The following is a 13,736-nucleotide window of genomic DNA, read 5'->3' as shown; positions in this document are numbered from 1 at the left end:
AAATCAAAAAGGAGCGCGCCGATGCGCTGGAAATCTGACCGCTATACCGGCTGGGGCCGTGTGATCGAGGCCGAAGGCGATCTCGCCCGCCCCGAACGCCTCTCCGCCCTGCGTGACCTGCCCCCCACCCCCGCCATTGGCGCGCGCCGTTCCTATGGTGATGCCTGCCTCAACTCCGATGGTCGCGCGGTCGATATGACCCGGCTTGACCGGGTGCTGTCGTTTGATCCCGCCACCGGCGTGGTCGAGGCCGAAGCCGGTGTGCCCATCGGTGAACTCGCCCGCCTGTTTGTGCCCCGCGGCTGGATCCCCGCCGTCATGCCCGGCACCGGCTTTGCCACCGTCGGCGGCTGTATCGCGATGGATGTGCACGGCAAAAACCACCACCGCGACGGGGCCTTTGGCGCGCATGTGCTGTCGATCACCCTCGTGCATCAGGGCAAATTCAAAACCATCACGCCTGACAAGAACCCCACCCTGTTCCGCGCCACAACCGGCGGCATGGGGCAAACCGGGATGATCGTCTCGGCACGGCTGCAAATGGCCGCCTGTTCCGGCGAAACCATGAAAGTCCGCGAATCCCGCGCCGGCGATCTTGATGAACACCTCGCCCTGCTGGACGCCTCCGACGCCACCTATACGGTCGGCTGGATCGACGCCGCCGCCAAAGGCGCCGCCCTTGGCCGTGGCATCATCGAGGAAGGCGAGCACAGCCTCGACCCCGCCCCGCGCCCCGGCAAGCCGAAATCCGTGCCCTTCAACGCGCCGCACTTTGCGCTGTCCAAACCCATCGTCAAGGCGTTCAACGCCCGCTACTATGGCCGCGTCCCCGAAGGTGGGCGCACCCGGTTCCGCACGGTCGAGGATTTTTTCTTCCCGCTCGATCGCGTGCTCAACTGGAACCGCCTCTATGGCAAACGTGGCTTTCACCAGTTTCAATGCGTCCTGCCCACGGGCGAGGTCGCCGTGCTGCGCGAATTGCTCGAAGTCATCGCCCGCTCCGGCCTTGCCTCTCCCCTTGCCGTCCTCAAACGGCTCGGGCCTCAGGGCGACGGCCTGATGTCCTTCCCGATGGAGGGCTATACGCTGGCCGTTGATTTCCCCAACCGCGACCGCGCTCTTGATATGATCCGCTTCCTTGGCACCAAAGCCGGGCAAGCGGGCGGGCGGGTCTATCTCGCCAAGGATTCGCTCGCCGATGGGGCGATCGTGCGCCAAATGTATCCCGGCCATGCCAAATGGGCCGCCGAGGCCGCCAAGGCCGACCCCAAACGCCAGCTGGAAACCGATCTGACCCGCCGTTTGGGCCTAAGGAGCGTATCATGAAAGAGACCTGGATCATTCTCGGGGCCACGTCCTCGATGGCGCGCGCGCTGGCGCGGACATTGGCCGAACAGGGCCACAGCCTCTTCCTCGCCGGGCGCGACATGGACGACATCGCCCGCATCGCCGCCGATTGCACCGCCCGCGGTGCGCCCCTTGCCCAAGCCGTAAAGTTCGACGCCCGCAAACCCGCGACCTTCACGCCGCTGATCGAAACCCTCGCCCAGCAAGAGGGCACGCTCAACGCCGCCGTCTTTGTCGGCTCTATGCCCGAGCAAGAAGCGATCGACGCCGATCCCGCCCTGATAGACGGCACGATTATGGACAGCTTCACCGGCCCGGCGCGCTTCCTGCAAATGCTCGCCCCCCTGATCGAAGAACGCGGCAGCGGCACAATCGTCGGCGTCGGTTCGGTCGCGGGCGACCGTGGGCGCGTGGGCAACTATGTCTATGGCGCGGCCAAGGCGGGGTTTCATACCTACCTCTCTGGCCTGCGCAACCGGCTCACCCGCGCGGGCGGGCATGTGGTGACGGTCAAACCCGGCTTTGTCGACACCGCGATGACATGGGGCATCGAAGGGATGTTCCTCGTCGCGCCCCCCGAAAAGGTCGCCGCCGACATCCTGCGCGCTGTGAAAAAGCGGCGCAACGTGATCTACACGCCGTTCTTCTGGCGCTACATCATGCTGATCATCCGCTCGATCCCGGAACCGATCTTCAAAAAGCTCTCGATCTGAGCGGGGCCTCGCGCCCCCTCACATCCCCAGCCCGCTCACATGCCCAGCCACGGCCCCAACAGCCCCGCGCCATACATCATTAGCGACAGGGTGATCAGGATCAGGCCCAAGCCCCGCTTGTCGCGCATGGCAAAAACAATCGGGTCGTAATCCTGCTTGCCGTAAAAGCCCAAGCGCACCATGCGGAACAACCACCCCGCCAGCGGCAGCATCGCCAGCCACAGGAATATCCGGTCCGGGTAAAGGCCCGACGCCTGCGGTGACACCGTATATAAGAAGAAGACGAGCAAAGACGCCGCCATCCCCACCACCGACAGGTTCAACAATGCCCCGCGGTCCGGGCGGCCATATCCGCGCCCCGGCAACGGGTCATCATTCTTGGCCAATGTCAGCTCGGTCAGCCGCTTTACCGCACCCAGCGTCAGGAACACGGGGAACACAAAGACGATCATGTAAAACGATGTGTCCACCGCCACAGCCGCCGCCCCGGCCACCACGCGCACAGTATAAAGCGAGGCCAGCGTGCCAATATCGACCCAACGCGCGCGTTTAAGCCGGAACGAATAAATCACCGACAAAGCGACATATCCCAGCGTGATCGCCACGAACAACCCGCCCAATCGCGCGCCCACACCCAGCGCCACAGCCACCAGAACAACAAACGCCCCCATGCCAACCTTTAGCGGAACAGCACCGCTCGCAAACGGGCGTCGGCATTTCTTGGCATGAAGCCGGTCCGCCTCAAGATCGAGCAGGTCATTCACCACATAGATCGACGACGCCGCCGCCGAAAACGCCACGATGCCCAGCAGAACCTGCACCAAGGCGGCCCATTCAAACCGGTGCGCCGCCAACAGCGGCAACAAAAGCAGCACGTTCTTGACCCATTGATGCGGCCTTAACGCGCGCAACAGATCGCGCTTGCGCCACGGCTGCGGCACGCGCGCGCCCGGCGCTTCGCTGACCCCGTCCAACCCGTGATGCGCAGCCAGCGCCGCCGCCAGCTCCGGCTCACCCTGCGCAGACAGCAAAACCTGCCGCCCCTCGCTGCGTGCCGCCGCGACCATCTCCAGCGCCTCGGCGGACACCGGCAACAGATCGACCCGCAACACACCGTCGCCCGTAATCCCGTCCAGCGCCCGCTCAAGCCCCGGATCGCTGCGCAAAAACCCGCCACCAAGGCGCAGAACCAACGGTTCGCTTGCCGTCATTACTGGCCCCCGCTCACATCTATATTAAAGACACAGCCATCCGTGACCAACTGTGGCCGGGTCAGGCACAGCCCCCGCGCCGTGTTGAACGCGGCCAGCACCTTGGGCACATAATCGCGGGTCTCGGCATAGGGTGGCACGCCCTTGTGGGTCTTTACCGCGCCCTCGCCCGCATTATACCCGGCCAACACCAGAATCGGATCACGGTTGAATTCCTTCATCAGAAAATCAAGGAACGCGACACCGCCCTTGATGTTCTGATCCGACTTGGTGATATCCGTCACCCCGAACCGCGCCGCCGTGGCGGGCATCAACTGCATCAACCCCTGCGCACCGGCGCTTGATACCGCGTCAATCTTGCCGGCGCTTTCCACCGACATCACCGCCAGAACCAAAGCAGGCGACACTTCGGTCCCCACGGTCGCAAGCAAAATCTCTGCACCACGCACGCGCGCCAGTTCCTGCAATCCCTGAAGCCGTGGCGATTTCACCCCACCCTTACCCCCCGGCGGGTTGGCAATCCGGTTCAGCGCCAGCTCAAGCCGCCCTGGCCCGCTCTTGTCCATATCGGGCGAGATCTTGTCCCAGAACCACGCGTAATGCCCCGGCCGGTCCTTGGCCCCCGGTTTCGCGGGCGCCGCCCCGGTGGCGGTTTTTTCTTCCGGCTTGCCCTTACGGCCAAGCTTGGGGTTCTGACGCGCCATATCTTCTGGCGTCACATGGATGGTGATCCGCTTCTTCTTGGTGCCCTTCTTTGGGGGGCCCACCTTCTTAAAGGTAAAATTCTCGAACGGCTTGGGCGCATCTGCCCAACCCTGAGACGCGATCGACAGCGCCAAAAGCGCGGCCACCGCCACTTTTTTTCCATTGCGTCGCATGTTTGCGATCTGCCCTGCCTCGTTATTATTACCGGAATACTCGCAGGTTCATGCGTTTCAAACCAGATCGACGCTCAAAATCCCCGAGAAATATGCCACATTTACCACGCCCAACCCCTAAAAACCCCCTAACAACACCTAACATTAACTTTTATTAACTAATTTTTAGCAGCAAAAACAGACACTTAACTCTTTTCTACCTGTCGCCCTGATTTTACACCTGAATTGCTAAAATCGCGCCCAATTCCTGCCTAATTCCAAGGGCTATATAGCTTCATCCAAAGCGGCAACGGGCCAATGAGAGAGAAACGGTCCAACGAACTTGCTGCTAAGGTTTAATTCAACTGATCCTTTGGAGGGACACACAATGATCAAATTCATCAAAAACTTCCGTGCAGACGAAGACGGCGCCGTAACAGTTGACTGGGTTGTTCTGACCGCTGCTGTGGTTGGCCTGGCCGTTGCTGCTTACTCCTCGATCGAGTCGGGCGCCACTGGCCTGACCGCGTCGACCGCGACTTACATGGGCAGCCAAGCACCGAACTAAGTTTCGGCTTAGCTGACCAGACAAAGGGGGCCGCGCTCGCTTGAGTGCGGCCCTTTTTCCGAACCTACACCTGGCACCTTCTGTTTTGCTCCATGTGATCTGTTCGGACCGTTATGCGCTTCGCATACACGCTGCCAAGGGAGACTACCTATGAAACGGTACTTGATTGACTTCCCCCGGACCTTCGCCGCAAGCGAAGATGGTGCGGTCACTGTTGACTGGGTTGTTCTGTCGGCTCTTGTTGTCACGCTTCTTGGGGCCGGCTACGGCGCTCTGGAAACAGGAACCAATGATCTGTCGACCGACACCGCGACCTATATGACCAACTGGACCTTCTGATCCGGTTTACACATTCAGCCGCGCGGTAAAACTGCGCGAGCAATGCAAGCTTCTTCACCGAGGCGCCTGGCAGAACGCCGGGCCGTTTGCGTGTATACAACTGGTCGGCGACCACCTCTTCCGCGCGAAACTGGAAACACTTCCGCTTCTTGTCCGGAATTGTCGATCAACCACCTCTCCTTTTCCTGATTTTCGCCATATTCGGCTGTCAGTTAAAGGCCGATATACCCCGCACAGGACTTCGGGGGACCGGTCAAAGAACCGGGACAATAATGAAAGGTTGAGACAATGCGAGCCGTATTTGGACTTGTTCTTATCGTGGGCCTGGGATTGGCCGGCTTTGCCGTGTACATGATCAAGAACCAGTTTGCCGCCTATGAGACCGAACTTCAGCGACAACGCCAGGCCAATGGCGGGTTGATTGATACCGTTGACATCTATGTGGCCAAGAAACCCATGAAATACGGTGACGAGCTGACCCCGGATGCCGTGGCCGTCGTCAAATGGCCCGCAAACCTCCAGCCCGCAGGCGTGTTTTACTCCGCCGAACGTGCCAAGGAATTCAACACCCCGCTTCTTTTCGCCCCCTCGGGCGAAAATCGCGTGCTCTTGCGCGCCATTGAAGCCAACGAAGCCCTCACCGCCGTCAAAGTCACCGAACCGGGCGAGATCGCCGGGATCACCTCGCTGCTCGAACCCGGACAAAGCGCCGCCTCGATCAAGGTTGACGTGACCTCGGGCGTTTCGGGCTTCCTGCGCCCCGGCAACTTTGTTGATGTCTACTGGACAGGCGAAATCCGCGGCACCGAAAGCAGCCGCGAAGTCACCCGCCTGATCGAAACCGGCCTCAAGATCATCGCGATTGACCAATCCGCCAATGTCGATGTGGCCAAGGCCGCTGTTGCCCGCACCGTGACCGTGGCGGTTGACCGGACACAGGCGCTGCGCATCAATCAGGGTCAAAAAACCGGGCGCCTTGCCCTGACCCTCGTTGGCGAACCCGGCCTTGATGGTGTCGCCGAAGGCCCGATCGAAATCGACCAGAACGCTCTCCTTGGTATCGCCGCAGCCGAGGCCCCGGCCCCTGCGCCCAAGGAAAAAGAGATCTGCACCATCCGCACCCGCCGTGGTGCCGAGGTGGTCGAAATTCCGATCCCCTGCACCAACTGATCGCGCCAAGCGATTGCTGTGCTACAATATCTTCGAACCGGGGGGCGCTTTGCCCCCGTTTTTATTGCCCAAGCACGCATGCCGCTTTTTTGCCGCTGTTGCCGGTTATCCACATAAGCTGGCGCTTGGAAGCCATTGATTCTTGCAAAAAAACTAAAATTGACGCAAGCTCCGCAAAACACGGGCACTAAGACCCGCAATCGAGGTGTGATCAGAGAGGCAGGTCACAATGCAGAAGAGAAGTATACTGACAGCGGCCCTTTTGGGCCTAACAATTGGGTTTGCCCATGTTCCGGATACGGGCGTGGCTGAATCCCTTCGCGTGGTAAAGCGTGGCACATCGTCTTCACTCAGCGTTCCTATGAACCGCGCGGTTGTGGTCGAAAGCGACGTTCCCTTCGCGGAACTTTCCATCGCAAACCCGTCGATCGCTGACATTTCATCGCTCAGCGACCGCACCATCTATGTGCTCGGCAAATCGCCGGGGCTGACCACGCTGACTCTGCTGGACGCCAATGGCCAGCTTATCACCAACGTGGATGTGCGTGTGGCGGCGGATATTTCCGAATTCAAAGAGCGCCTGCGCCAAATTCTCCCCGGTGAGAAGATCGAAGTGCGCACCGCAAACGACGGCATCGTGCTTTCCGGCACCGTGTCCTCGTCACAGCGCCTGCAACGGGCGCTTGATCTCGCGGAACGCTACGCACCAGAGCGGGTCTCGAACCTGATGGCTGTTGGCGGCGTTCAACAGGTGATGTTGAAAGTGCGCTTTGCCGAAATGCAGCGCACCGTGTCCAAATCGCTCTCCACCTCTCTGGCGCTTGACGGTGCCATGTTCGGTGGCGGTCTGGGCGTGAATGGCGGCACCAACAGCAACAACAACTCCGGCGCGGTCGGCACCTCGCTCGGCGGGGCCATTCCGGCCACTTCCGATAGCAACGGCGCCATGGTCTTTGGCTTCAACGCCGGCGCTGTTCAGGTCGGTGTCCTTCTGGAAGCCCTTGAAAGCAAAGGGGTTGTGCGCACCCTGGCCGAACCCAACCTCACTGCCCTTTCGGGCCAAGAGGCCAAGTTCCTCGCCGGTGGCGAATACCCAATCCCGGTCAGCCAGGACAACGGTGCCATCACCATCGAATTCAAACCGTTCGGGGTTGAGCTCAACTTCACCCCGCGCGTTGTCGATGGCGACCTCATCAACCTAGAAATGGAAGCCGCGGTCTCGTCGCTTGACCCAACCAACGCCGCAAACTTCAACAACTTCTCGATCAGCGCCTTCAAACGCCGCGAAACCTCCACCACCGTGGAACTTCGCGACGGGGACAGCTTTGCCATCGCGGGTCTGTTGCAGGATGACTTTCAGGATGTGAACGGTCAGGTGCCGTGGCTGGGCGATGTTCCGGTCCTTGGCGCTCTGTTCCGCTCGGCGTCCTACCAACGGTCACAATCTGAGCTGGTCATCATCGTCACCGCCCATCTGGTGACGCCGACTCGCGGCGAAGCACTGGCCCTGCCAACTGACAGGATCCGCCCGCCGACCGAGAAAGACCTCTTCCTGAATGGCAAGGTTGCCCGCAAAGGCACCCGCCCCACCCGCGGCGCAGCCGGGGAAGTGGCCAAGCAGGATTTCACCGGCTCTTACGGCTATGTAATGGATTGATGCAGGGAGCATGCACATGTTGAAACTGATTGCACCGATCAGCCTTGTGGCGCTCACTGCATGTGCAGTGAACACCCCCGGCGGCCAATCCTTCTTCCGCGAAGCGGGCGCAGGCATCGACGATGGTTACTTCGGTAACGCGACGATGAACAACACACAGATGATGTCGGGCGAGCGCAGCTACGTCCACGCTCTGGCAAGCCGCTTCGCTCAGGAAGTGCCCTCGACGGTCAATTTCGCCTTCGATAGCACGGTTCTGGACGCCGGCTCGCGCGATACCCTGCGCCAACAGGCCCATTGGATCCGCCAATTCCCCGAAGTCCGCTTCCGGGTCTATGGTCACGCCGATGCGCCGGGCTCCAGCGCCTATAACAAACGCCTCGGCCTGCGCCGGGCACAGGCGGTGGTGCGTTTCCTCTCGACCCAAGGCATCAGCCGCTCGCGCCTCGAAGCGGTTGCCTCGTTTGGCGAAACACAGCCGGTCATCATGACCCAAGGCCGCGACCGCCGCAATCGGCGCACCGTGACCGAAGTTTCCGGCTTTGCGCGCAAATACCACGGCACTCTCGATGGCAACTATGCCGCAGTGGTTTACCGCGAATACGTCAACAGCGCCGAGCCCAAAGCGGCCCTCTCCGGGATCAGCGGCCGGGACTTCAAGACAACCGAATAAACCGGATCACAGCAATCGAACCGGACTACCTCACTGGGCGCCTTCGGGCGCCCCAATTTTTTGCCCACCATTTGCCTAAAATATTCCCGGATACACGCCTATACCCTCGCACAGGGCTTCACTGGGCCTCACTGGGGCGAAATCCCCTCCCCCCGGCCAGCGCATTTTCCGCGCCCCGATCGCCGATCACACAGCGTTTCCGCCTCCGCAACCAAGGCACCCCCCCCCCCCTGATCGTCGCAGAATTCCGCACAATTTCGGTTTTTTAGCCCTAATGTTGCCCCAGTTCGCGAACAGATTGCCCCCATGTGAAAGAATGTGCGCCCAATGAAATGGGTGCCGGGTTGAGGCCACCTGTTGCGGAAAAATCCAACACAGGGATACGCGGCGCAAACCCGCATCAAAAAGGATTAGAGGCGATGACGAGTAATGAGCTTCTGCAAGCGGAAACGAGCCCGCTTCAAGCCTGTACGATCAGCCGTGACGTGCAGAATTTCGATCTTCTGATCGAAGATATGGAGACCGCCCTTGGTGAAAACTGGGGTGATCTCGGCTTTGCCGAGGCCAAATCTTTCTTCAGTCAGCCAGAAGCCGAATCTCTCGAATTTGTGGCAATTGCCATTGATGAGAGCGACGAGGAAAAACTCGTCATGCTGGGTGAAATCATCGAAACCGCCAAGGCCAAGGGCATCAAGGTGATTCTCATCGCCGAAGATGTCAGCCCCGCCGCGCTGCACCAGCTGCTGCGCCATGGCGCCGATGAATTCGTCCCCTACCCGCTTCCCGAAAACGAGCTTCAGGCCGCGATTCTGCGCCTGCAAACGCCCGAGCCTATTCCTCAACCCACAGCGGCCCCGACCAAAGCCACCGGACCGGGCAACCGCGATGGCGTCATCATCGCCGTGCATGGCCTTGCTGGCGGCACCGGCGCGACCACGCTTGCGGTGAACCTCGCTTGGGAACTCGCAACAATCGACAAGACCGACTCGCCCAGCGTTTGCCTGATGGACCTCGACCTCCAGTTTGGCGCCGTGTCGACCTATCTCGACCTGCCCCGCCGCGAGGCCGTCTATGAAATGCTGACCGACACCGACGGCATGGATGACGATGTGTTCAAGCAGGCCCTTGTGACCTTCGAAGAAAAACTGCGCGTGTTGACCGCCCCAACCGAGATGCTGCCGCTTGACCTGATCACCTCCGAGGACGTGACCGCCGTGCTCGACATGGCCAAAAGCCATTTTGATTACGTCATCATCGACATGCCCAAGACCCTGGTGCAATGGAGCGAAGTGGTGCTCAACGCCGCGCATGTCTATTTCGGCACGCTTGAACTCGACATGCGCTCGGCCCAGAACACGCTGCGCCTCAAACGCGCGCTGCAAGGCGAAGAGCTGCCCTATGAAAAGCTGCGCTATGTGCTGAACCGGGCGCCGAAATTCACCGATCTCAACGGCAAATCCCGCGTGAAGCGTTTGGGAGAAAGCCTTGATATCTCTGTGGAATTACAACTTCCCGATGGCGGAAAGCCGGTGATGCAGGCGGGCGACCACGGTCTTCCCCTCGCCTCGTCGGCGGCCAAGAACCCGCTGCGCAAGGAAATCGCAAAACTCGCCCAGAGCCTGCATGAAATCGGTCAGGACTCGGCCGAGGCGGCCTGAAGCAAAGGATAAAGTCAGATGTTTTCGCGCTACAAAAAGAACGACGCTCCCCGCAAGCCCGTCAAAGCCGCCGGCGGCAACGTCACCGAGCTTCCAAAAGCCTCCGACGCGCCCAAAGAGGACGTCGCGGCCTCCATGCGCCGCCCGTCTCAGAAAACGGCCGCGCGCGCAGCCCCTGACGACAAGGAACAAAAGCGCAAGGACCGCATGGGCGAGCTCAAGCTCGAACTGCACCGTGAGCTGCTGGAAAACCTCAACCTCGCCGCCCTTGATCAGGCAAGCGAGGCCGACCTGCGTGCCGAGATCAACGAGATCACCAACGAGGTTCTGAACCAGAAAGCCGTTGTGCTGAACCGCGAGGATCGCAATCAGCTCAATCAGGAACTGTTCTTCGAGGTCAAAGGCCTCGGCCCGCTCGAAACGCTTTTGCAAGACGATGGCGTGAACGATATTCTCGTCAACGGCCCGAAACAGATTTTCGTCGAACGTGATGGCAAGCTAACGCTGACCGACATCACCTTCAAAGACGAAAAACACCTGATGCGGATCATCGACAAGATCGTTTCCGCCGTGGGTCGCCGGGTTGATGAATCCAACCCCTATGTTGACGCCCGTTTGCAGGATGGCTCGCGTTTCAACGCCATGGTGCCGCCAATCGCGGTTGATGGCTCGCTGGTCTCCATTCGTAAGTTTAAAAAGGACAAGCTCGGCATCGACGAGCTGGTCAACTTCGGCGCGTTCTCCGAACAAATGGCCGCCTACCTTCAGGCCGCCGTGGCCTGCCGCCTCAACGTGATCGTGTCGGGCGGGACGGGCTCTGGTAAAACCACAACGCTCAACGCGCTGTCGTCGTTCATCGACGATGCCGAACGTATCCTCACAATCGAGGATACGGCCGAACTTCAACTGCAACAGACCCACGTCGGTCGGATGGAAAGCCGCCCCCCCAACGTCGAGGGCAAAGGCGAGGTTTCCCCCCGCGACTGTCTGAAAAACGCCCTTCGGATGCGTCCTGACCGGATCATCGTTGGGGAAACGCGGGGCGAAGAAGTTATCGACATGCTCCAGGCCATGAACACCGGCCACGACGGCTCGATGACCACGATCCACGCCAACAACGCCCGCGACGGTATCAGCCGTCTGGAAAACATGATCGCCATGGCCGGGATCGAAATGCCGCTCAAGGCCGTGCGCTCGCAAATTTCCTCGGCTGTGAACCTTATCGTGCAGGCCTCGCGCCTTCAGGACGGCTCGCGCCGGATGACTTCGATCACGGAAATCACCGGCATGGAAGGCGACGTGATCTCGATGCAGGAAGTGTTCCGCTTCCAACGCGTCGGCCTGACGCCGGAAAACAAGATCATCGGCCATTTCACCGCGACGGGCGTGCGCTCGCACTTCTCCGAACGTTTCCGCCTGTGGGGCTATGACCTGCCACCGGCAATCTTTGAACCCACATTGGCTGCGGAGTAAACCACATGTCCATCAGCGCAGAACCCCTTATCTACGGCCTGATTTTCATCGGCGTGCTCGTGCTTGTCGAAGGTCTCTACCTGACCATGTTCGGCAAGTCGATTTCGCTCAACAGCCGCGTGAACCGCCGGCTCGAGATGCTCGAAAAAGGCACCAACCGCGAAGAAGTGATGGAAAAACTCCGCAAGGAGATGCACCAGCACATGAAGTCGCGGAAAATCCCGCTCTACTCCCTCTTGGCTGACAAAGCCCAGAAAGCGGCGATTGCCTTTACCCCGGTTCAGCTCATCATGATCATGGCGGGCCTGTCGGCGGTGTCTTTTGTCGGGCTGACCATCGGCACCGAAACCGCCGTTGAAATCCGTGCCGCCATCGCCCCCGCAATGGGCATCGGCGGGGTCTATTTCTGGGTCTCCAACAAGGCCAAGAAACGCCTCTCGATGATCGAAGAGCAACTGCCCGATGCGGTTGAACTCATGGTGCGTTCGCTGCGTGTGGGCCATCCGTTCTCGTCGGCGATCCAGATCGTCTCGAAAGAGGTCAAAGATCCCCTCGCCTCGGAATTCGGCATTATCTCGGACGAAACCGCCTATGGCCGTGACATGGGCGAAGCGCTCAAGGATATGGCCGAACGTATCGGTCTTCAGGATTTGCGCTTCCTCGCCGTGGCCGTGACCATTCAACAGCAATCGGGTGGTAACCTCGCCGAAATCCTCGCCGGTCTCGCCGCGGTGATCCGTGCCCGCTTCCGCCTGTTCCGCCGCGTAAAAGCCATCACCGCCGAGGCCCAGTGGTCAGGCAAGTTTCTGTCGGGCTTCCCAGTGTTCGCTCTTATGGCGATCCTGCTGACCGATCCGGGCTACTATGATGAAGTGATGGATCACCCCTACTTTATTCCGGCATGTCTTTTTGTCGGTGGTTTCCTGACGCTGAACCTTATCGTGATGCGCTGGCTCACCAACATCAAAGTCTGATCGGAGGGCATACCAATGGACGCACTCAATAAAACCCTGACTGAACTGCTTGGCCCGATGGGCCCGCTGATCGCCGTCGGAATGCTCGGTGTTGTGATGATCCTCGTCACCCTGCCGCTTTTCCTTAAGCGCGAAGTCGACCCGCTGGACAAGCTCAAAAAGTCCCAGCAATCGGCCAAGAACGAGCTCGACCACAAGGACAAGCTGCGCAACAAACAGCGCAACGACAAACTCGAGAAATACGCGCAATTCCTTGAGCCGCAAAACGAAGAAGAACTCGCCGGCCTCAAGCTCAAGCTGCTGCAGGCGGGCTACCGCGACCGCGACGCCGTGCGCTACTTCCACTTTGCGCAATTCGCGCTTGGGATTGGTTTCCTGATTGCCGGGGTGATCTATTTCATCCTCGTCAAATCAGGGGGTGAAACCAACACGCAGCAAACGCTGATGTATATCCTTGGCCCCGGTGCCGCCGGCTATATGCTGCCCAAATACTGGGTGACAAAACGTCAGGGCAAACGTCAGGAAGAGATCACCAACGGCTTCCCCGATGCGCTCGACATGATGCTTGTCTGCGTCGAAGCGGGTCAGTCGATGGATCAGGCGATCATTCGCGTCGCCGCTGAAATCCGCGCCTCCTATCCGGCGCTGGCGGATGAATTCGAAATGGTCGCGCACGAAATGAAGGCCGGTAAGGACAAATCCAACGTCCTGAACGACATGTCCGAACGCTGCGGTGTGCAGGACGTCTCCAGCTTCGTGACCGTTCTGAACCAGTCGCAATCCTTCGGGACACCGATCTCGGACGCCCTGCGCGTCTATGCCGGAGAAATGCGCGACAAACGTGTGATGCGCGCCGAAGAGGCCGCCAACAAACTGCCGACCAAGATGACGCTCGCCACGATGATGCTCACCGTGCCACCGCTGCTCATCATCCTTGTGGGTCCGTCCGTGCACGGCATCTCGCAGCTCGGCAATATGGGCAACTGATCCGCGCCAAACGCGATCAAGTGATGCACCCAATCCTCGGTCCGGCTTGAAAAAAGCCGGGCCGGGGATTTTTTGTTCTCAACGACAATATTTCGGGTCATTCTTGCCT

General features: G+C 60.0%; 13 protein-coding genes. 11 read left to right on the top strand and 2 right to left on the bottom strand.

What is annotated here, in order from left to right; all coding sequences use genetic code 11:
* Positions 1–21: 21 nt before the first annotated feature.
* Both N4R57_05355 and N4R57_05350 read left to right on the top strand, forming a co-directional pair.
* Entirely contained in the window at positions 22–1,326 is a 1,305-nt protein-coding gene (locus tag N4R57_05355; GenBank protein UYV39510.1) for an FAD-binding oxidoreductase, read from the top strand.
* On the top strand, positions 1,323–2,060 hold the full coding sequence (locus tag N4R57_05350) for an SDR family oxidoreductase (GenBank protein ID UYV38502.1): 738 nt from the start codon (positions 1,323–1,325) through the stop codon (positions 2,058–2,060). Before N4R57_05355 ends, N4R57_05350 begins: the two co-directional genes overlap by 4 nt.
* Before the next feature lie 35 nt (positions 2,061–2,095).
* Here N4R57_05350 and N4R57_05345 read toward each other — a convergent pair whose 3' ends face one another.
* Both N4R57_05345 and N4R57_05340 read right to left on the bottom strand, forming a co-directional pair.
* Complete coding sequence (locus N4R57_05345) at positions 2,096–3,271, bottom strand: UbiA family prenyltransferase (protein UYV38501.1); 1,176 nt, start codon at positions 3,269–3,271, stop codon at positions 2,096–2,098.
* Entirely contained in the window at positions 3,271–4,149 is an 879-nt protein-coding gene (locus tag N4R57_05340; protein UYV38500.1) for a lytic transglycosylase domain-containing protein, read from the bottom strand. Before N4R57_05340 ends, N4R57_05345 begins: the two co-directional genes overlap by 1 nt.
* Positions 4,150–4,516: 367 nt before the next feature.
* Between N4R57_05340 and N4R57_05335 the strand changes: the two genes are divergently transcribed.
* The 9 genes from N4R57_05335 to N4R57_05295 all read left to right on the top strand — a co-directional run bounded on the left by N4R57_05335 (position 4,517) and on the right by N4R57_05295 (position 13,627).
* A complete protein-coding gene (locus N4R57_05335) occupies positions 4,517–4,696 on the top strand; it encodes a hypothetical protein (GenBank protein UYV38499.1) in 180 nt (59 codons plus the stop codon).
* Between the two features lie 150 nt (positions 4,697–4,846).
* On the top strand, positions 4,847–5,035 hold the full coding sequence (locus tag N4R57_05330; protein ID UYV38498.1) for a hypothetical protein: 189 nt from the start codon (positions 4,847–4,849) through the stop codon (positions 5,033–5,035).
* Positions 5,036–5,323: 288 nt separating this feature from the next.
* The gene (gene cpaB, locus N4R57_05325) at positions 5,324–6,205 is read left to right on the top strand and encodes a Flp pilus assembly protein CpaB (protein ID UYV38497.1); all 882 of its coding nucleotides are present in this window, start codon (positions 5,324–5,326) and stop codon (positions 6,203–6,205) included.
* A gap of 229 nt (positions 6,206–6,434) precedes the next feature.
* Positions 6,435–7,862, top strand: coding sequence for a type II and III secretion system protein family protein (locus N4R57_05320; GenBank protein ID UYV38496.1), 1,428 nt, complete (start codon positions 6,435–6,437; stop codon positions 7,860–7,862).
* 16 nt (positions 7,863–7,878) lie between these two features.
* Entirely contained in the window at positions 7,879–8,535 is a 657-nt protein-coding gene (locus tag N4R57_05315; GenBank protein UYV38495.1) for an OmpA family protein, read from the top strand.
* Between the two features lie 419 nt (positions 8,536–8,954).
* Positions 8,955–10,193, top strand: a complete 1,239-nt coding sequence (locus N4R57_05310) for an AAA family ATPase (protein UYV38494.1) — start codon at positions 8,955–8,957, stop codon at positions 10,191–10,193.
* 18 nt (positions 10,194–10,211) lie between these two features.
* Positions 10,212–11,666 carry a CpaF family protein gene (locus N4R57_05305; protein UYV38493.1) on the top strand — a complete coding sequence of 485 codons (1,455 nt, stop codon included), beginning with the start codon at positions 10,212–10,214 and terminating at the stop codon, positions 11,664–11,666.
* A 5-nt stretch (positions 11,667–11,671) separates the two neighbouring features.
* On the top strand, positions 11,672–12,640 hold the full coding sequence (locus N4R57_05300; protein UYV38492.1) for a type II secretion system F family protein: 969 nt from the start codon (positions 11,672–11,674) through the stop codon (positions 12,638–12,640).
* 15 nt (positions 12,641–12,655) lie between these two features.
* On the top strand, positions 12,656–13,627 hold the full coding sequence (locus tag N4R57_05295; GenBank protein ID UYV38491.1) for a type II secretion system F family protein: 972 nt from the start codon (positions 12,656–12,658) through the stop codon (positions 13,625–13,627).
* The last annotated feature ends 109 nt before the right edge of the window (positions 13,628–13,736 follow it).

Source organism: Rhodobacteraceae bacterium D3-12 (assembly GCA_025916135.1).
Classification (GTDB): domain Bacteria; phylum Pseudomonadota; class Alphaproteobacteria; order Rhodobacterales; family Rhodobacteraceae; genus JAKGBX01.
The sequence above is the reverse complement of the archived record's forward strand: the minus strand, read 5'-3'. Positions and strand labels throughout refer to the sequence as shown.